The sequence below is a fragment of the Curtobacterium sp. Csp1 genome (genome assembly GCF_013347185.1).
This window is the reverse complement of the sequence record NZ_CP054594.1, coordinates 3,725,253-3,743,508: the sequence shown is the minus strand read 5'-3', so window position 1 is coordinate 3,743,508 and position 18,256 is coordinate 3,725,253. Positions and strand designations below refer to the sequence as shown.

The following is an 18,256-nucleotide window of genomic DNA, read 5'->3' as shown; positions in this document are numbered from 1 at the left end:
CGCACTGCGCGGCGAGTCGATGGTATCGCCAGCACGTGCGGCGGCGCACCCGCGGCGGTCGGCACCGGCCGTGGCACCTGCGGCGGTCGGTCCCGACTGCGTGTACCACAGGAGGAGCCGGGACGCGCTGGAGAGCGCCTGGTAGTCTGTCGGAGTTTGTCCGGCGAACGTGGGTTCCGTCGGGACCGCACCGTTGCTCTCCGCCGGACGCCCGAAGGCAAGACTCAGCACTACCGGAGGAACGAACTTGGCACCGCACGAAGCACGGAACCAGCAGGGCGACCGCCCGCTGCGCACGAAGGCCGCCGCGAAGCGCGCGCGACGCAAGCTGACCGAGGACGACGTCACCGTCGTCGAGGAGTCACTGCTCAAGCGCGCGGTCGCCGCCGCCGCACTCGGCAATGCGATGGAGTGGTTCGACTTCGGCATCTTCGCGTACCTCACGGTCACGATCTCGAAGGTGTTCCTGCCCGAGGGCGACCCCACCTCGAACCTCGTCGCGACGTTCGGCTTCTTCGCCGCGGCGTTCATCGTCCGCCCGATCGGTGGCGCGGTGTTCGGCCCGATCGGCGACAAGATCGGCCGGCAGAAGGTCCTCGCGCTGACGATGATCCTGATGGCCGCCGGCACGCTCATGATCGGCCTCATCCCGTCGTACTCGACGATCGGCTTCTGGGCCCCGGTCCTGCTGCTCGTCGCGCGCTTCGTGCAGGGCTTCTCGACCGGTGGTGAGTACGGCGGCGCCGCGACCTTCATCGCCGAGTACTCGCCGGACAAGCGCCGCGGGTTCATGGGCTCGTGGCTGGAGTTCGGCACGCTGGCCGGCTACGTCCTCGGTGCGTCGATCGTCACCGTCCTGCAGTACGCCATGCCCGAGGACGCGCTCCTCAGCTGGGGGTGGCGCATCCCGTTCATCGTCGCCGGCCCGCTCGGCCTGATCGGGCTCTACCTGCGCCTGAAGCTCGAGGAGACCCCGGCTTTCCAGAAGCAGCAGGAGCAGGCCGCCGAACGCGAGTCGCAGAAGACGCCGTTCCTCAAGCTGTTCGCCGAGAACTGGCGCTCGCTCATCGTGTGCATCGGCCTCGTGCTCGTCTTCAACGTGACCGACTACATGCTGCTGTCGTACATGCCGACGTACCTCGAGACGAACCTCGGCCAGAACGCGACGTTCGGCCTGATCCTGATCGTCATCGTGATGATCCTGATGATGGTCGTCATCACGTTCGGCGGTCGGCTGTCCGACAGGTTCGGTCGTCGTCCGGTCCTCGCCGCGGGCTGCATCGGCTTCCTCGTGCTGTCCTGGCCGGCGCTCAAGCTCGTCCAGACCGGCACCGGTGTCGGCGTCTTCACGGGTCTGCTGCTCCTCGGCCTGGTCCTGGTGACCTTCACCTCGACCATGCCGTCGACGCTCCCGGCGCTGTTCCCGACGATCATCCGCTACGGCGCCCTGGCGATCGCGTTCAACGTGTCCGTCTCGCTGTTCGGCGGCACCACCCCGCTCGCGACGCAGGCGCTCATCGCCGGTGCGAAGGACGCGGGCCTGGCGTGGGCCGAGGACATCCCGGCCTTCTACCTGATGGCCGCGGCCGTGATCGGCCTCGTCGCGGTGTACTTCACCAAGGAGACCGCCGCGACCCCGCTGATGGGCTCGGGCCCGACGGTCGCGCACGAGGACGAGATCGCCGACGTCATCAAGGACTACAACGACCCGACCTCGGAGCTCGCGCAGTCCGACTGGGCGAAGGACTTCTCGACGAGCGAGATCCCGATCATCTCGGGTGACGCCCCGAAGCCGGGGAAGGACAAGGAGACGACGGGCGCGTAGGCGCCACGTCCACCGGCCTGGAGGCGCGGTGCGGGTCCGTCCCGCACCGCGCCTCCTGTGTGTGGTCGCGTCGCGTGCGCCGGTTCCTGCTCGCGGGGCGGCGGCGCTCAGGACGGGCCGGCGGCCAGCCGCGCGGCCGCGGCCAGCAGGCGCGCGGTCTCCGGGTGCTCCGGCGCGGCCCACACCCGCGCGGCCGGACCGTGCTCGACGACCCGGCCGCCGTGCACGACGAGCACCTCGTCCGCCGTCCGCCGGACGGCCCGCAGGTCGTGCGACACGAGGACCATCGCGACCCCGGTCTCGTCCCGGAGCCGCTCGAGGAGCGTCAGCACCGCGTCCTGCACGGTCGCGTCGAGGGCGGTGACGGGCTCGTCGAGCACCACCACCTCGGGCGACGTCGCCAGCGCCCGGGCGATCGCGAGCCGCTGCCGCTGCCCGCCGGACAGCGTCCACGGCGACCGTGGCCGCAGCGCCGGGTCGAGTCCGACCTGCCGCAGCGCCTCGTCGACACGTCCGCCCAGTGCCCCGCGCGCGCGGCGCTCGCGGCCGTCGGACAGCGCGTCCGCGAGCACCCGCTCCACCGTCCACCGCTCGTCGAAGGTGGCACCGGGGTCCTGCACGACGGCGGCCACACGGTGCCGGCGTGCTCGACGGTCGCGCTCCGGCAGCGGCACCCACGGCGCGCCGTCGAGCGTGACCGTGCCCGCGTCCGGTTCCTCGAGGCCGAGCAGCATCCGCGCGACCGTGGTTTTGCCCGACCCGGAGGCCCCGATCACGCCGAGGACGCGCCCCGGCCGCACGGACAACGAGACGTCCTGCACCGCTGGAACGCCCGCGAAGGACCGGGAGAGGCCGCGCCCCGCGAGGATCGCCGGGCCGCCCGTGGCCGAGGGCCCGTCACCAGCATCGTCGCCGGCGTCGTCGCGGGACCGGTCGGCCCGGGCCGCGCGCACCAGTGCCTGCGTCGCGGGGTGCTCCGGTGCGGCGAACACCGCCGAGGTCGGACCCTGCTCGACCACCGTGCCGTCGTCCACGACGACGACCCGGTCCGCCCACCCCGCGACGAGCCCGAGGTCGTGCGTGATGACGAGCAGCCCGGCCCCGCGGCGCTGCGCGGCACGCAGCTGCTCCATCACGGTGACGGCGACGGCCGCGTCGAGGGCCGTCGTCGGCTCGTCCGCGACCACGAGGTCCGGAGCGCCGACCGTGGCCGCGGCGATCAGGGCACGCTGCCGCATCCCGCCCGAGAGCGTGCCCGCGAGCCGGCCGTCGTGCGCCAGGTCCGGGTCGAGGTCGACCGCCGCGAGCGCCGTCCGGACGGCGTCGACCCGCTCGGCGGCGGTCATCCGGGTGTGCAGCCGCAGGGCGTCGCCGACCTCGCGGCCGACCGGGCGGAGCGGGTCGAGGGCGCCCAGCGCCTCTTGACCGACGTAGCCGACCGTGGCACCGCGGAGTCGCCGCCACTGCCGCTCCGACAACCCCCGGACGTCTTGTCCGGCCAGCCTGAGTACCTCGGCGTCCACCGAGGTCCCGGCCGCCGAGAGCCCGAGCACCGCCCGCGCGGTGACGGTCTTGCCCGAACCGGAGGCCCCGACGAGCGCGACGCACTCCCCGCGCGCCACCGTGAACGCCACGTCGTGCACGAGCACCGCGTCACCCGCCCGGACGGTCAGGCCGCGCACGTCGAGCACGCTCGCGCCGAGCTCGTCCACGCCGGGCCCGCTCACCGCGGCGCCCCGCTCCGTCGGACGGCACGGCCGAGCACGGTCACGGCGGTCGCGAGCACGACGATCGCCAGCCCGGGGAAGGTGCTCGTCCACGGTGCCGTGAGCAGGTAGGTGCGACCGTCGGCGAGCATCGCGCCCCACTCCGGGGCCGGCGGCGGGGTCCCGACACCGAGGTAGCTCAGGGCCGACGCCCACACGACGGCCTGCCCGACGCCGAGGGTCGCCACCGCGACCACAGGCCAGAGCGCGGCGGGCAGGACGTGCCGCACCAGCACGACGCCGGGGGAGCGGCCCTGCAGCACGGCCGTCTCGACGACCTGCGAGCGCCGGGCCGTGCGGACGAGTCCGCGGACGATCCGTGCGTAGCCCGGCGCGGTCGCCGCCCCGACCGCGAGGGTCGCGGGCACCGGACCTGGTCCGGTCACCGCGATGACCACCAGGGCGACGAGCAGCAGGGGCAGCGCGAACGCCACCTCGGTGATCCGTCCGACGACCGCGTCGACGACCCGGCCACCGAGCCCGGCGACCGTCCCGAGGACGACGCCGGCGGAACCGCCGACGAGGGTCGCGAGCACACCGACCAGGAGCGACGCCCTGGTACCCGCGACGACCCGCCCGAGCACGTCGCGCCCGGACTCGTCGGTGCCGAAGGGGTGCGCCCACGACGGCGCCTGCAGCGCGTCGGTCGGGTGCACGGCGAGCGGGTCCCCGCCGCCGAGCAGCGCGGGGAACACGGCCGCGACCACCGCGAGCACGACGACCGCCGCGGCGACGGTGCCGACCGGCCCGAGCGTCCCCCCACGGGACCGCTCGGACCGGCGGGCACGGTCGCCGGGGCGCTCCACGGCACCACCGGCCGGGAGGCGCGGGTCGACGATGCCGCTCACCGCGCCACCGCCCCGTGGCCCGTCCCGACCCGTCGCCGGGCACCGCTGCGCGCTGCGCCGTCGCCACCGCGGGGGTCGACGGCCCGCTCGACGAGGTCGGCCACCGCGAGCACGACCACGTACGCCACGGCGGACACCATCGCGATGCCGACGACGAGGGGCATGTCGCGCTGCGTCACCGCCGCGACCAGGGCGCGGCCGATCCCGGGCAGCGCGAAGACCGACTCGACGACGACCGCGCCGGACACGAGCGAGCCGAAGGCCCACGCGGACAGCGCGATGCCGGGGAGTGCGGCGTGCCGGAGCAGGTGACGGCCGAACAGCCCGAGGCGGGACTCGCCGCGACCCCGCGCGGCGAGCGCGAACGCCGACCGCTGGGCGTCCACCACGCCGTCCCGGACCGTCTCGGCCAGGTAGCCGGCGACCGGCACCGCCACGGTCAGGACCGGGAGCACCCAGCCCGCCACGCTGCCGTCGGACACGGCGGGGACCCAGCCGAGGCCGCTCGCGAACACCACGATGAGCACGCTGCCGAGCCAGAAGTGCGGCACGACGCTCGCCGTGACCGTGATCGCCCCGGTCAGCGCCGCGGCCACCCGGCCCCGCTGCGTCGACCACCACGCGGCGACGACCGCGAGGACCCAGGCGACGACGAGCCCCGTCACCGCGAGCGTCAGCGTCACGGGGAGCTGCTGCCCGAGGAGCGTCGCCACGGGCGTCCGGAACGCGTACGAGTCCCCGAGGTCGCCCGTCGCGAGCCGACCGAGGAACACCGCGTACTGCACGAGCACGGGGCGGTCGAGCCCGTACTCGGCGCGGACCTGCGCGACCGCCTCGGCGGAGGCCTGCGACCCGGGCCCGCCGAGGATCGCGAGCGCCGGGTCACCCGGGATGAGCCGGATCGCGACGAACACGATCGTGGCGACCGCCCAGAGCACGCCGACCCCGCCGGCGACGCGACGGATTCCCCACAGCGCCCAGCCGGACCAGCCGACGGGCAGGCCGCCGCGCGCACGACGCACCACGGCCCTCCCGTCCGGTGACCGCGTCAGCGGTCGATCCACGCCGTGCCGAACCACGGCGTCGAGACGGCCGTCGTGCGGATGCCGTGGACCGACGAGCGGTACAGGAAGTGGTTCTGCTGGTCGTACAGGGGGAGCACCGTGCCGCTCGCCAGGATCAGCCGCTGCGCCTGCTCGTAGAGCTTCCCGCGTTCGGCCGTGTCGGCGGTCTGCGCGGCCTGCTGCAGGAGCCGGTCGACCTGCGGGTCGTCGAGCTGGGCGAGGTTCGCGAAGTAGCCCGACGGCGCCGGTTCGATGCTCGCGCTGTCGTACAGGATGCGCAGGACGTCCGCGCCGACCTTCGTGTACGGGGCGCTGACGACGTCGTACTCGTTCTTCGCCAGGGCGGCGTACCAGCTCGACAGGTCGAGCTCCTGCAGGCGGACGTCGAACCCGACGGCCTTCTCCGATGCCTGGACCTGCTGGAACAGGCTGCGCTCGGCGGGCACCGACTGGTTCGTCGAGACCGGGAAGGTGACGGTCAGGCGCTGCCCGTCCTTCTCCCGCACGCCGTCGCTGCCGACCTTCCAGCCGGCCTCGTCGAGCAGCTGCTTCGCCTTCGTGGGTGAGTACCGGAACAGGCTCGGGTCGGAGTACCCGAACGGTTCGACGCTCGACAGCACCGAGTACGAGCGCTTCGCGGTCCCGAGGAACAGGCTCTGCAGCCCGGGGTCGATCTCCGCACCGGCGATGAAGGCCTTGCGGACCGCCTCGTCGCGGAAGACGCCGTGGCCGGAGTTGAGCTCGAGCCGGTTCGAGGCGCCGGGCCGCGGGGCGTCGAGGTCGCGGATCGCGCCCTTCGCCGAGGCGGCCTTCAGCTGGTCGGGCTGCGCGTTGTCGATGACGTCCACCTGACCGGACTGCAGCGCCGCGTACCGCGAGGTCGAGTCGGGCAGGAAGCGCCAGGTGATGCCGTCGAGCCGCGGCTTCGTGCTGCCCCAGTAGTCGTCGTTCTTCGCGAGCGTGACCCGGTCGCCGTGCTTCCAGCCGGTGATCGTGAAGGGGCCGGTGCCGACGGGGGACTCGCAGTTCTCGGCCTGCGGGCGCTGCAGGGCCTTCGGGGACTCCATGCCCACCCACGGCTGCGAGAAGGACTCGAGCAGGGCGCTGTCCGGGCGGCTCAGGGTGAGCGTGACGGTGTGGTCGTCCGTCGCGGTGGCCTTCGTGATCGACTGCAGCGCGAGGTAGCCCGTGCTCGACGCCGTCGCCGGGTCCTGCACGTGCTCGATGTTCGCGACGACCGCCGCCGCGTCGAACGCCGTGCCGTCCGAGAACCGCACGTCGTCCCGGAGCCGGAACGTCAGGGTCTTCCCGTCGTCGCTCGTCGTCCAGGACTCCGCGAGGGCGGGGACCGGCTTGCCGTCGTCGAGCGCGGTGAGCTCCTCGATGTACTGCGTCGACAGCAGCGCCTGCGGGTAGTTCCCGCCGACGTGCGGGTCGAGGCAGGTCGGCTCGGCGTCCCCGGACGCGTAGGTCAGGGTGCCGCCGGACACCGGGGTGCTGTTCGACGTCGCCGCGCCGCCGCCCGTGCAGGCGGTCAGTGCCAGCAGGACCGCTGCGGCCCCGGCGACGGCGGTCGTGGTGCTCCGGAGGACGGTGCGACGGGAGCTGGCTCGGCGCGCGCGGGCTGTTTTCTGTACTCGGTCCAAGATCATGGCTGGTCGAGTCTAGCGGTTTACTGTGCGCATGGACGAGACGACCAGGCGCGGTGGCCGCCCCCGACGGTCGAGCGCCGAGGTGCTCGCCGACGCCGCCGCGGAGCTGTTCCTGGAGCAGGGCTACGCGCGGACGACGGTGGACCACATCGCCGCCCGGGCCGGGGTCAGCCGTGCGACGTTCTTCAACTACTTCGCCGCGAAGTCCGACGTGCTCTGGCTCGAGCTCGACGCCGCAGTGGCCGACGTCCCGCGGTTCCTCGCCGCATCGACCGAGGCGAGCCCGGTCCGCGCCGTCGAGGAGGCCCTGCTCGCGGCCGCCCGGGCGCACGACCCGGAGCGCGTGCCGTGGGCGATCGCGCAGGCCGAGGTGATGGACATCGGGTCCGAGCTCGTCGCCAGCGTGGCGGCGCGGGTGATGGCGCAGCACGGGGCGGTCGCGGCGTTCGTCGGGTCGCGGACCGGGGAGCACCCGATGTCGCTGTGGCCGCAGACGGTGTCCGGGGCGATGCTCGGTGCGGCCGCGGCGGCGTTCGGGGTGTGGGTCGCCGACGGCGTCGGACGCCGGGCGCTCGTCGAGTACGTCGGGGCGGCCCTGACACCGGTCGCGGTGGGGCTCGACGCGCACTGACCGACGAGCCGGCGTCGCCGCGGCGCCATGGTGGCCGCCCGCATCGCTGCTGCGGCGTCGTCGTCTGAACGAACCCCGAGGGTGGGGCGTCCGTGCACGGCTCCCGTCCGCATGGCCGTGGGATCATCCGGCGTGACCTCCCGCCGTCCTGCGCTCGCGGTCACGACCCGGACGGCGGTGTTCGTGGTCGTGGCGTCGATCGGGGTCTTCGACGCGCTCTTCCGGATCGGTCGGGCGACCCGCACCACCGACGAGATCACGTACGTCAACGCGGGCTGGGACTACGTCCACGGTGTGGTGACCGCGAACCTCGAGCACCCGCCGACCGCGAAGTACCTGTTCGGAGTCGCTCAGCTGGTGGCAGGCCAGGGCGTCACGGGTCCGCGGACGGTGGTCGCGCTCGCCGGACTCGCGATCGGACTCGTGCTCTTCCTGTTCCTCCGTCGCCCGCTCGGGTACTGGGGTGGCCTCACCGCCGCCGCGCTCTGGTGGCTGACACCGCGCGCCAACGGGGCGACCTGGTACGACGTGGCGAGCGGGACGCCCGCGCGGATCGACCGGCTCGCACTGCTCGACCCCGTGATGACGGCGTTCGCGGTGGTCGCCGTCGCCGCCGCGTGGCAGTGGACGGTCGCCGCGTCGGACGGGCGGTCGTCCCGGTGGTGGTGGGCGGCCCTCGCCGGTACAGCGCTCGCGCTGTCGGCGACGTCGAAGGTGTCGACGGCGGTCCTCGTCCTGCCGCTCCTGCTGCTGCCCGTACTGTTCCGCCGGTGGCGGGACCTCGCACTCGGCGGTGCACTCGCGGCCGTGGTCGCCGTCGTCCTCGCCGCCGTGCTCTACCTGCCGGTCGGCGGCCTCGACGCGATCGCCTACATGGTGCGTTTCCAGTCCGCGCACGACGCGACCGGTCACCTGGTGTCGGTGCTCGGACGGACGTACCTCGTCGCGCCCTGGTGGACGGGACTGCTGTGGGCACTGCAGGGGCTCGGGTGGCCGATGGTCGTCGTGCTCGGTGCCGGGACGCTCGCGGCCTTCGTGGTCCGGCCGGACCGGCTCGTCGCGTACCTCGCGCTCTGCCTCGGGGTCCTCGTGGCGTTCTACTGCACGTCGAACGTCGCACTGCCGCACTACTACTACGTCTGGGTGCCGTTCGTCGTGGCGCTCGCCGCCGTCGGGTTCGCCCGGCTCGCCCGGCTGCGCCCACCGTGGACCACGGTCGTCGCTGCGCTCGTCCTCGCCGTGGCGGTCGTGCCGGCCGGGCAGCTCACCACTGCGGTCGCCGAGGTCCGGCCGACTGGGTACGCGGTGCTGGCCGGTGCGCTGGCCGACCACGAGTCCCGGGGCGGATCGATCCTGTTCGTCGGCGCCGCCCGGCAGACGTACAGCACGGTGTTCCGGGCCGAGGGGCGGATGCAGGGCACCGACGGGCGGTTCGTCGCGATCGTCGAGGACACCGATCCCCGTTTCCCGATGACGAGCGGAGTGGCTGCCGTGCTGCGGGACCACCCGGGCGCCTTCGAGGCGTTCCGCGTGGACCAGCTGCGCGCGTGGGTCGTCCGCAGCGGTGCCGTCGAGGCACGGGGTGACGCCGTGCGACTGGTGCCCTGAATCACTCGGTGCGCAACGTGCCCGCGCCCCCGGCGGCGACGTCCTCCGCCGTCCCGTCCCGCACCGTCGACGGGACCTCGCCGTCGCCGCGCGACCGGAGCGACGCGTCGCCCGGGATGCTCAGCGTGAGCACCGCCTCCTCGATGTACTGACTCGTCTCGAGCGAGGCCTCGACGCGGCGCAGCCGGACCGCGACGTGCTCCTCGTCCTCGTTGCCCTCGAGGTCGACGGCCGCGACGAGGAACACCCGGGACGGTCCGACGAACTCGAGGTGCAGGTACGTGACGCGCTCGACCTCGTCGCGGCGGAGCAGCTCGGTGAGCACCGCGTCCTCGAGCTCCGGCGAGGTGGCCTCGCCGAGCAGGAACCGACGGTTGCGTTCGATGAGCACGATCGCGACGACCCCGAGCAGCACGCCGACCGCGATCGAGCCGATCGCGTCGAAGAGCGCCAGGCCCGTGACCTGGTGCAGGAACACGCCCAGGAAGGCGATCACGAGGCCGATCAGGGCCGCGGCGTCCTCGGCGAAGACGGCGCGGAGCGTGGGGTTCGAGGACTGCAGGACGTGCCGCAGGACGGGGACGCGGCGCTTGGTCGCGGCGCCGTGGGCCTGCCGGAACGCCTGCACGAAGCTCGTGCCCTCGAGGACGAACGCGACCGCGAGCACGAGGTAGTTGAGCAGCAGGTCCTCGGCGGGACCGGTCTCCCCGAGCTGCGTGATGCCGTGCCAGATCGACACGACGGCGCCGGCGGTGAACAGCCCGAACGCTGCGAACATCGACCAGATGTAGGTCTCACGGCCGTAGCCGAGCGGGTGGCGGGTGTCCCGCGGCTTCGCCCCGCGCCGCTCGGCGACGAGCAGGAACACCTCGTTGCCCGTGTCCGCCCACGAGTGCGCCGCCTCGGCGGTCATCGACGCGGAGCCGGACAACAGGGAGGCGACGGTCTTGGCGATCGCGACGAGCAGGTTCGCGGCGAAGGCGATGACGACGGTGAGCAGGGACTCGGGCCGGTCCTGCTTCTCAGACGAGGGCATCGCTCCAGCATGCTCCGGTCTTGTAGACTCGGCCCCACAGGCGTCGAACCGGCCATCACCGGGGAGCCTCCGGCAGAACGCGGCAGCACCACCGCCGTCAGTAGAACCGGGCGGACCGGACCGCACCCCATCCGGCGAACGAGCGGTCGGTCGCAGCGCGAGCAGCGGCCGGCAAGCGAGGTGGTACCGCGGAGCGCGCTCCGTCCTCGTGGAGACGAACCGAACCCACAGGAGCAGCTCGTGGCCTACCCCCTCAACGTCCCCGCAGACGGCGTCGACCCGTCGCCGAGCTTCCCCGCCGTCGAGCAGGGGATCCTCGCGTTCTGGAAGGGCGACGACACCTTCCAGGCCTCGATCGACCAGCGCGACGGGTGCACCGAGTGGACGTTCTACGACGGCCCGCCCTTCGCCAACGGCCTGCCGCACTACGGCCACCTGCTGACCGGGTACGCCAAGGACGTCTTCCCGCGCTACCAGACCATGCGCGGCAAGCAGGTCCACCGCCGCTTCGGCTGGGACACGCACGGCCTGCCCGCCGAGCTCGAGGCGATGCGCCAGCTCGGCATCACCGAGAAGCACGAGATCGACGCGATGGGCGTCGACGTCTTCAACGCCGCCGCCAAGAAGTCCGTGCTGCAGTACACCGACGAGTGGCAGCAGTACGTCACCCGCCAGGCGCGCTGGGTCGACTTCGAGGACGACTACAAGACCCTCGACGTGACCTTCATGGAGAGCGTCCTGTGGGCGTGGAAGCAGCTCTGGGACAAGGGCCTCGCGTACGAGGGCTTCCGCGTCCTGCCGTACTGCTGGAACGACCAGACGCCGCTGTCCAACCACGAGCTCCGCATGGACGACGACGTCTACCAGATGCGCCAGGACCAGTCGGTCACCGTCGCGTTCCCGCTGCGCGGGACCCGCGCGACGGAGCTCGGACTCGACGGCGTCCGCGCCCTCGCCTGGACGACGACCCCCTGGACGCTGCCGACGAACGCGGCGCTCGCGGTCGGACCCGAGATCGCCTACGCGGTCGTGCCGGCAGGGCCTGGAGGCGCGGCTGACGGCGGTCCCGCCGGTTCCGCCCGGTACCTGCTCGCGTCCGACACCGTGGCCGCGCACGCGAAGGACCTCGGCTACGCGAGCGCCGAGGACGCGCTCGCCGCCGTGCTGCACACGGTCGTCGGCGCGGAGCTCGACGGCGTCGAGTACGAGCGGCTGTTCGACTTCCTGGCCGACCAGGAGGGCTACGAGCACGCCTGGCGCATCCTCGTCGCCGAGTACGTCGAGACGGGCGAGGGCACGGGCATCGTGCACCAGGCCCCCGCGTACGGCGCCGACGACCAGGAGGTCTGCGCGGCCGCGGGCATCCCCGTCGTGCTCTCCCTCGACGAGGGCGGCCTGTTCACCGCGCAGTTCGGCGAGGTCGCCGGCATGCTCTGGTCCGACGCGAACAAGCCGCTGACGAAGGCCGTGCGCGAGATGGGGCGCCTGCTCCGCCAGGCGTCGTACGAGCACAGCTACCCGCACTGCTGGCGCTGCCGGAAGCCGCTCATCTACAAGGCGGTCTCGTCGTGGTTCGTCCGGGTCACGGCGTTCCGTGATCGCATGGGCGAGCTGAACCAGGACATCAACTGGGTGCCGGACAACGTCAAGGACGGCCAGTTCGGCAAGTGGGTCGGGAACGCGATCGACTGGTCGGTCTCCCGCAACCGCTACTTCGGCACGCCGATCCCGGTGTGGGTGTCCGACGACCCGGCGTACCCGCGGCAGGACGTCTACGGCTCGCTCGAGGAGCTCGAGCGCGACTTCGGCCGGCTGCCGACGAACGCCGACGGCGAGGTCGACCTGCACCGTCCGTTCATCGACGAGCTCACCCGGCCGAACCCCGACGACCCGACCGGGCGGTCGACCATGCGCCGCATCACCGACGTCTTCGACGTGTGGTTCGACTCCGGCTCGATGCCGTACGCCCAGGTGCACTACCCGTTCGAGAACCGCGAGTGGTTCGACGCGCACAGCCCCGCGGACTTCATCGTCGAGTACATCGGGCAGACCCGCGGCTGGTTCTACGTCATGCACGCGCTGTCCACCGCGCTGTTCGACCGCCCGGCCTTCCGCAACGTCATCAGCCACGGCATCGTGCTCGGCTCGGACGGGCAGAAGATGTCGAAGTCGCTCCGGAACTACCCGGACGTGTCAGAGGTCTTCGACCGCGACGGCGCCGACGCGATGCGCTGGTTCCTCATGTCGTCGTCGGTCATCCGCGGCGGCAACCTCGTCGTGACCGAGGAGGGCATCCGCCAGGGCGTCCGCGAGTTCCTGCTGCCCCTCTGGTCGACGTACTACTTCTTCACGCTGTACGCGAACGCGTCGGGGGAGACGGGGTACCAGGCCTCGCGCAGCACGGCGAGCACCGACGTGCTCGACCGGTACCTGCTCGCGAAGACCCGCGTGCTCGTCGAGGACGTCACGACGCACCTCGACGCGCTCGACACCCCGCTCGCTGCCCAGGCCGTCCGGGACTTCGCCGACGTGCTGACGAACTGGTACGTCCGGCGCTCGCGCGACAAGTTCTGGCTCGGGGCGGACTCGTCGCCCGAGGCCCGCGCCGCGTTCGACACGCTGTACACCGTGCTCGAGACGCTGACCCGCGTCGCCGCACCGCTCGCGCCGCTCGTGACGGAGGAGATCTGGAAGGGCCTGACCGGCGGACGCAGCGTCCACCTGACGGACTTCCCGGCTGCCGGCGAGTTCCCCGCGGACGACGCCCTCGTCGCCGCCATGGACCGCGTCCGCGACGTCGCCTCGAAGGGCCTCGCGCTCCGCAAGGCCACCGGCAAGCGCGTCCGTCTGCCCCTCGCCACCCTGACCCTCGTCGTGCCGGACCCCGCCGCTGTCGAGCCGTTCGCGGACATCCTCCGCGACGAGCTCAACGTCAAGCGGGTCGTGCTCGAGGAGCAGGAGGAGTCCTCGCTCGGCCGGTACGGCATCGAGCGGAAGCTCACCGTGAACGCCCGCGCCGCCGGTCCGCGCATCGGCAAGCAGGTCCAGCAGGTGATCCCGGCCGCCAAGAAGGGCGACTGGGTGGCGACCGAGACCGGCGTCACCGTCGGCGGCGTCGACCTCGTCGAGGGCGAGTACACGCTCGACCTCACGGTCGCGGACGACTCCGTGGCGGTGGCGTTCCTCGACGGCGGCGGCTTCGTGGTGCTCGACACCGTGACGACCCCCGAGCTCGAGGCCGAGGGCCTGGCGCGCGACGTCGTCCGGGCCGTGCAGCAGGCCCGTCGCGACGCCGACCTCGACGTCAGCGACCGGATCTCCCTGACGCTCCGGGTCTCCACCGAGGCCGAGGCGGCGGTCCGCACGCACGAGCAGCTCATCGCGGCGGAGACCCTGTCGACGAGCGTGACCGTGACCCCGACGACGTTCGCGCCCGGTGCGGGCTCGGCCGTCGGCGACGCAGCGACGGTGTCCGTGGAGGTGGCACGCGCATGAGCGACGGCAACCAGTACGACGACGACCGGTACGACGACCACGACGGCGTCGACCACGACGGTGCCGACGGCGTGGAGATCCCGGTCGGACCGGCGGGCGACACGTCCCCGGCCGACGCCCTGCCCTACGGCGGGGACGACGACGAGGTCCGCCGTGTCGAGGCCGCGCTCCTGGCCCGGGTCGGCGAGCAGGCACCCGAACGGCGGCTGCACGCGACCCGCCGCGCCGTCGAGCTCCTCGGCGACCCGCACCTGGCGTACCCGGTGATCCACGTCACGGGCACGAACGGCAAGACCTCGACCGCGCGGATGGCCGAGAGCATCGTCCGCGCGCACGGGCTGCGCACCGGGCTCATGACGAGCCCGCACCTTGTGTCGATCCGCGAGCGCATCGTCGTCGACGGCGAACCGATCGCGGCGGCCCGCTTCGTCGAGAACTGGGACGACATCGTCCCGATCCTCGAGATGACCGATTCCGAGCTCACCGCGAAGGGCGAGCTCCCGCTGACCTTCTTCGAGGCGCTCACCGTCCTCGCCCTGGCGTGCTTCGCCGAGGCGCCGGTGGACGTCGCCGTGATCGAGGTCGGCATGGGCGGCGAGTGGGACTCCACCAACGTCGTGCAGAGCCAGGTCGCGGTGTTCGCCCCGATCGCGATCGACCACGCGAAGCAACTCGGCAACACCGTCGCCGAGATCGCCCGCACCAAGTCGGGCATCATCAAGCCGTCCTCCGCCGTCGTGTCGAGTGCACAGACCCCCGAGGCGCTCGCGGAGCTCGAGCGGGCGGCCGAACTGACCGAGTCGACGCTCGCGGTCGAGGGCACCGGGTTCTCCGTCGTGTCCGACACCCCGGCGGTCGGCGGGCAGCTCGTCACCGTGCAGGGCGTCGCCGGGCGCTACGACGACCTGTTCGTCCCGATGTTCGGCCAGCACCAGGCGCACAACGCGGCGCTCGCGATCGCCGCGGTCGAGCAGTTCCTCGGCCGCGGGTCGCAGGCGCTCGACGAGGACGTGCTGTCCGAGGGCCTGGCCGCCGCGACGAGCCCCGGCCGACTCCAGCCGATCGCGCAGGACCCCACGGTCGTCGTGGACGCCGCGCACAACCCGCACGGCGCCCGTGCACTGGCCGAGGCGCTGCCCGTGGCGTTCCCGTCCGGGCACGTCGTCGGCGTCGTGGGCATCCTCGGCGACAAGGACGCCCGCGGGTTCGTCCGCGCGCTCCGGGACACCGTGCAGACGTTCGTCGTCACGCAGCCGCCGGGGGACCGCGCGCTCGACGCGGACGCCTTCGCGCGGATCGTCGTGGCCGAGGTCGGCGAGGACCGCGTCGTCGTGGAGCCCTCGCTCGAACAGGCGCTGCACGAGGCACGTGACCTCGCGGACGAGGCGGACGCCGAGGACGCGCTCGTGCTCGTCGCCGGCTCCATCGTGATGGTGGGCCGGGTCATGGACCTGGTGCACGCAGAAGGTGAGCGGTGATGACGGACGCACCACGCGCCTCCAGGCCGGGTCGACCGCCCCGGGTGCGGAAGCCGCGTCGCGAACGCGGGGCGCAGGAGAGCCTGCTCTCGATCACCCTCGTGCTCGAGGCGATCATGTTCTTCTTCCCGATGCTCGTCGTGTACGGCAAGGGCACCCTGCCGCCCCTCGCGGCCTTCGGCGGGGGCATCGCGGCGATGATCGTCCTCGCAGCTGCCTCACGCCTGACGGGCAAGTCGGCCGGTGTATGGTTCGGGTGGCTGCTGCAGGCGGCCATCCTCGCCACCGGGCTGATCGAACCGTTCATGTACGCGGTGGGCGTGGTGTTCCTGGCGCTGTGGGTGTTCTGCTTCGTCAAGGGCGGTCAGCTCGACCGGCAGAACGCCGCGCGGCGCGCCGCTCTCGGCGAGGAGTGACCAGCACCCCCGCGACCGAACACTAGGAGCAACTGCGTGTCCGACCTCGAAGAGACCCTCGTCCTCGTCAAGCCCGACGGCGTCGCCCGCCAGCTCACCGGAGAGATCCTCCGGCGCATCGAGGCCAAGGGCTACGAGATCGTCGACCTGAAGATGCTGACCGCGCCGCGCGACCTGCTCGACGCCCACTACGAGGAGCACCAGGGCAAGCCGTTCTTCGAGCCCCTCGTCGAGTTCATGCAGTCCGGGCCGGTCGTCGCCGTGCGCGTCGGCGGCAACGCGGTGATCCAGGGCTTCCGCTCGCTCGCCGGCACCACCGACCCGACGACCGCCGCTCCCGGCACCATCCGTGGCGACCTCGGCCGCGACTGGGGCCTGAAGGTCCAGCAGAACCTGGTGCACGGCTCCGACTCGCCCGAGTCCGCCGCGCGCGAGCTCGCCCTCTGGTTCGCCTGATCCTCCGGCCCGACAGGACATCGAAGCGATGACGAACAACGACCGACCGACCAAGAACGAACGCCGGCAGCACGCCCGCGAGGTCGCCCGGGAGCGCGCCGAGGCCGAGAAGCGCCGCAAGCGCCGGAACAAGTGGTTCCTGCAGGGCGGCATCGGCCTGGGCATCGTGGCCGTCGCGGCGATCATCGCGATCGTCGTGGTGAACGTGAACAGCGGCGGGACCACCTCGGCCGCCGGCCCGAAGAACATGGCGACCGGTGCGATCCAGTTCACCGGGCAGAACGGCGAGGTCACCCCGGTGACCTCGAAGGCCGTCAGCGCCTCGGGGACCGAGTCCGCCGTGCCGACCAAGGGCGTCGACGGCTCCGTGCAGGTCACCGAGTACGTCGACTGGGCCTGCCCGATCTGCAAGCAATTCGAGGGCGCCTACGCCGACCAGATCCTGGACAAGGTGAAGTCCGGCGAGGTCACGCTCGCGATCCACCCCGTGTCGATCCTCGACCACAGTTACGCCGGCTCCCGGTACGCCAGCCGTGCCGCGAACGCCGCGATGTGCGTCGCGAACTACGAGCCGGACAAGTTCCTCGACGTGCAGACGCAGTTCTTCGACAAGCAGCCTGAGGAGGGCACGAAGGGCCTGACGAACACCGAGATCGAGGACCTCGTCAAGGCCGGCGGAGCGACCTCCTCCCAGGTGGCGTCGTGCGTCGCCGACGAGTCCTTCAAGGGCTGGGTCACGAAGACCACGAACGTCGTGCTTGCGGACACCTCCCTGCAAGGTGCCCAGGGCTTCGGCACGCCGACCATCGTGGTGGACGGCAAGCGCCTCGACAACCTGACCGACGTCATGACCGCGATCGAGTCCGCAGCGAAGTAGTCCGCCGCGCAACGCCGCTGACGCCCCGCGTTCCCGTCCCGGGAGCGCGGGGCGTCGTCGTGCGCGCGCGGCTGGGTGCCGTTCCGCGCGCAGGAGGCCGTTCCGCGCGTAGCGTGCCGTTCCGCGCGAAGAAGACCGTTCTTTCCGCCGCCCCACGCGCGTTCCGCCTTCCCAGGTCACGCGCGATGGGATCCTCCGCGTAAGGTCAGCCGTTCCCGTTCCCGTTCCCGTTCCCGTTCCCGTTCCCGTTTACCGAACGCAGGGCGCACCCGCCGAGCACGGGCACGGGCACCCCGTACACACCCGGACGTTCCGGGCGTACCGGGACACTCCGGGCGTACCTGGGCCGCCGTTCCGACCAGCAACGCCCGGTTCCACCCGGTACCGCGCGGAGGAAGACCAGGCAGCCCATTAGGCACCCGGCCCAGCGCCCGGTCTCAGCGAATCAGAACGAGCTGAACAGCCGCGGGAACATGATCAGGATCGACACGACGATCACCGCGTAGTTCGCCAGCACGAAGGCCCACGAGTAGGGCAGCAGCGTCCGACCGACCCGCTGGAGCCCGGCGCCGAAGCGCCCCTGCGCCGCGTTCCAGATCGTGAACACCCAGAACATCGGGATCGTCATCGACCAGACCAGCAGGCACCATGGGCAGAGGTAGCCGATCACCCACACGGTCTGGGTGAACAGCCACGTCACGAAGACCCAGGCGAGGAAGACGCCGGTGTTGAACGCGACCCAGAACCACCGACGACCGTTCTGCGCACCGGCGAGGAGCATCACTCCGACGGCCACCGGGGCCACGAAGCCCATGACGCCGAGCAAGGGGTTCGGGAAGCCGAGGAGGTGACCCTGCCAGCTCGTCATGACCTGGGAGCAGTTGACGAACGGGCTGACGTCACAGCTGAGTGCCTTCGTCGGGTTCTCGTACTTCGCGAACTCGTCGAGGACCAGGGAGAAGGCCGCGTAGAGGCCGACCAGACCGGTCACCAGCAGGAAGATCCCCATGGCGATCGGGCGGCGGGGCGTGGTTGCGCTCGTGCTCACGGCGTCATCTTCGCACGCCGGTTCCGGCCCTTCCCTGGCAGGGCGTGCGACAATGA

14 protein-coding genes are annotated in these 18,256 nt (G+C 72.2%); 8 read left to right on the top strand and 6 right to left on the bottom strand.

All coding sequences use genetic code 11. The annotated features are described in order from the left end of the window. The first annotated feature begins 247 nt into the window (after positions 1-247). Positions 248-1,825 carry a glycine betaine/L-proline transporter ProP gene (gene proP / locus HUN58_RS17970; protein WP_254631542.1) on the top strand — a complete coding sequence of 526 codons (1,578 nt, stop codon included), beginning with the start codon at positions 248-250 and terminating at the stop codon, positions 1,823-1,825. Between the two features lie 107 nt (positions 1,826-1,932). On the opposite strand, the gene HUN58_RS17965 is transcribed toward proP, so the two are convergent. The 4 genes from HUN58_RS17965 to HUN58_RS17950 are packed head-to-tail and all read right to left on the bottom strand — an operon-like array spanning position 1,933 to position 7,155. Then, positions 1,933-3,537 (bottom strand): ABC transporter ATP-binding protein, encoded by a 1,605-nt coding sequence (locus HUN58_RS17965; RefSeq protein WP_254631541.1) that lies wholly within the window; start codon positions 3,535-3,537, stop codon positions 1,933-1,935. A gap of 11 nt (positions 3,538-3,548) precedes the next feature. Beyond that, complete coding sequence (locus tag HUN58_RS17960; RefSeq protein WP_254631540.1) at positions 3,549-4,439, bottom strand: ABC transporter permease; 891 nt, start codon at positions 4,437-4,439, stop codon at positions 3,549-3,551. Continuing rightward, the gene (locus HUN58_RS17955) at positions 4,436-5,464 is read right to left on the bottom strand and encodes an ABC transporter permease (RefSeq protein WP_254631539.1); all 1,029 of its coding nucleotides are present in this window, start codon (positions 5,462-5,464) and stop codon (positions 4,436-4,438) included. The genes HUN58_RS17960 and HUN58_RS17955 overlap by 4 nt, the downstream gene beginning before the upstream one ends. Before the next feature lie 23 nt (positions 5,465-5,487). Then, on the bottom strand, positions 5,488-7,155 hold the full coding sequence (locus HUN58_RS17950; protein WP_180225515.1) for an ABC transporter substrate-binding protein: 1,668 nt from the start codon (positions 7,153-7,155) through the stop codon (positions 5,488-5,490). A gap of 31 nt (positions 7,156-7,186) precedes the next feature. Here HUN58_RS17950 and HUN58_RS17945 point away from each other — a divergent pair, with 31 nt between their 5' ends. Both HUN58_RS17945 and HUN58_RS17940 read left to right on the top strand, forming a co-directional pair. After that, positions 7,187-7,786, top strand: a complete 600-nt coding sequence (locus HUN58_RS17945) for a TetR/AcrR family transcriptional regulator (RefSeq protein ID WP_058742996.1) — start codon at positions 7,187-7,189, stop codon at positions 7,784-7,786. A gap of 132 nt (positions 7,787-7,918) precedes the next feature. Continuing rightward, the gene (locus HUN58_RS17940; RefSeq protein WP_180225514.1) at positions 7,919-9,394 is read left to right on the top strand and encodes a phospholipid carrier-dependent glycosyltransferase; all 1,476 of its coding nucleotides are present in this window, start codon (positions 7,919-7,921) and stop codon (positions 9,392-9,394) included. Position 9,395: 1 nt separating this feature from the next. Here HUN58_RS17940 and HUN58_RS17935 read toward each other — a convergent pair whose 3' ends face one another. Further along, entirely contained in the window at positions 9,396-10,430 is a 1,035-nt protein-coding gene (locus HUN58_RS17935; protein ID WP_180225513.1) for a cation diffusion facilitator family transporter, read from the bottom strand. 240 nt (positions 10,431-10,670) lie between these two features. Between HUN58_RS17935 and ileS the strand changes: the two genes are divergently transcribed. The 5 genes from ileS to HUN58_RS17910 are packed head-to-tail and all read left to right on the top strand — an operon-like array spanning position 10,671 to position 17,152. After that, positions 10,671-13,925, top strand: coding sequence for an isoleucine--tRNA ligase (ileS, locus tag HUN58_RS17930; protein WP_180225512.1), 3,255 nt, complete (start codon positions 10,671-10,673; stop codon positions 13,923-13,925). Next, entirely contained in the window at positions 13,922-15,403 is a 1,482-nt protein-coding gene (locus tag HUN58_RS17925) for a folylpolyglutamate synthase/dihydrofolate synthase family protein (protein ID WP_114849066.1), read from the top strand. Before ileS ends, HUN58_RS17925 begins: the two co-directional genes overlap by 4 nt. Next, the gene (locus tag HUN58_RS17920; protein WP_083519912.1) at positions 15,403-15,819 is read left to right on the top strand and encodes a DUF4233 domain-containing protein; all 417 of its coding nucleotides are present in this window, start codon (positions 15,403-15,405) and stop codon (positions 15,817-15,819) included. The genes HUN58_RS17925 and HUN58_RS17920 overlap by 1 nt, the downstream gene beginning before the upstream one ends. Positions 15,820-15,855: 36 nt before the next feature. Then, on the top strand, positions 15,856-16,275 hold the full coding sequence (gene ndk / locus HUN58_RS17915; RefSeq protein WP_058741641.1) for a nucleoside-diphosphate kinase: 420 nt from the start codon (positions 15,856-15,858) through the stop codon (positions 16,273-16,275). 28 nt (positions 16,276-16,303) lie between these two features. Beyond that, positions 16,304-17,152, top strand: coding sequence for a thioredoxin domain-containing protein (locus HUN58_RS17910; protein ID WP_114849067.1), 849 nt, complete (start codon positions 16,304-16,306; stop codon positions 17,150-17,152). A gap of 445 nt (positions 17,153-17,597) precedes the next feature. On the opposite strand, the gene HUN58_RS17905 is transcribed toward HUN58_RS17910, so the two are convergent. Then, positions 17,598-18,200 carry a vitamin K epoxide reductase family protein gene (locus tag HUN58_RS17905; protein WP_254631538.1) on the bottom strand — a complete coding sequence of 201 codons (603 nt, stop codon included), beginning with the start codon at positions 18,198-18,200 and terminating at the stop codon, positions 17,598-17,600. Positions 18,201-18,256: the final 56 nt, after the last annotated feature.

Coding starts and splice junctions, on each gene's coding strand:
- HUN58_RS17925 (WP_114849066.1), top strand. CDS start 13,922: ATGAGCGACGGCAACCAGTACGACGACGACCGGTACGACGACCACGAC.
- HUN58_RS17945 (WP_058742996.1), top strand. CDS start 7,187: ATGGACGAGACGACCAGGCGCGGTGGCCGCCCCCGACGGTCGAGCGCC.
- HUN58_RS17950 (WP_180225515.1), bottom strand. CDS start 7,155: ATGATCTTGGACCGAGTACAGAAAACAGCCCGCGCGCGCCGAGCCAGC.
- HUN58_RS17935 (WP_180225513.1), bottom strand. CDS start 10,430: ATGCCCTCGTCTGAGAAGCAGGACCGGCCCGAGTCCCTGCTCACCGTC.
- HUN58_RS17920 (WP_083519912.1), top strand. CDS start 15,403: ATGACGGACGCACCACGCGCCTCCAGGCCGGGTCGACCGCCCCGGGTG.
- HUN58_RS17910 (WP_114849067.1), top strand. CDS start 16,304: ATGACGAACAACGACCGACCGACCAAGAACGAACGCCGGCAGCACGCC.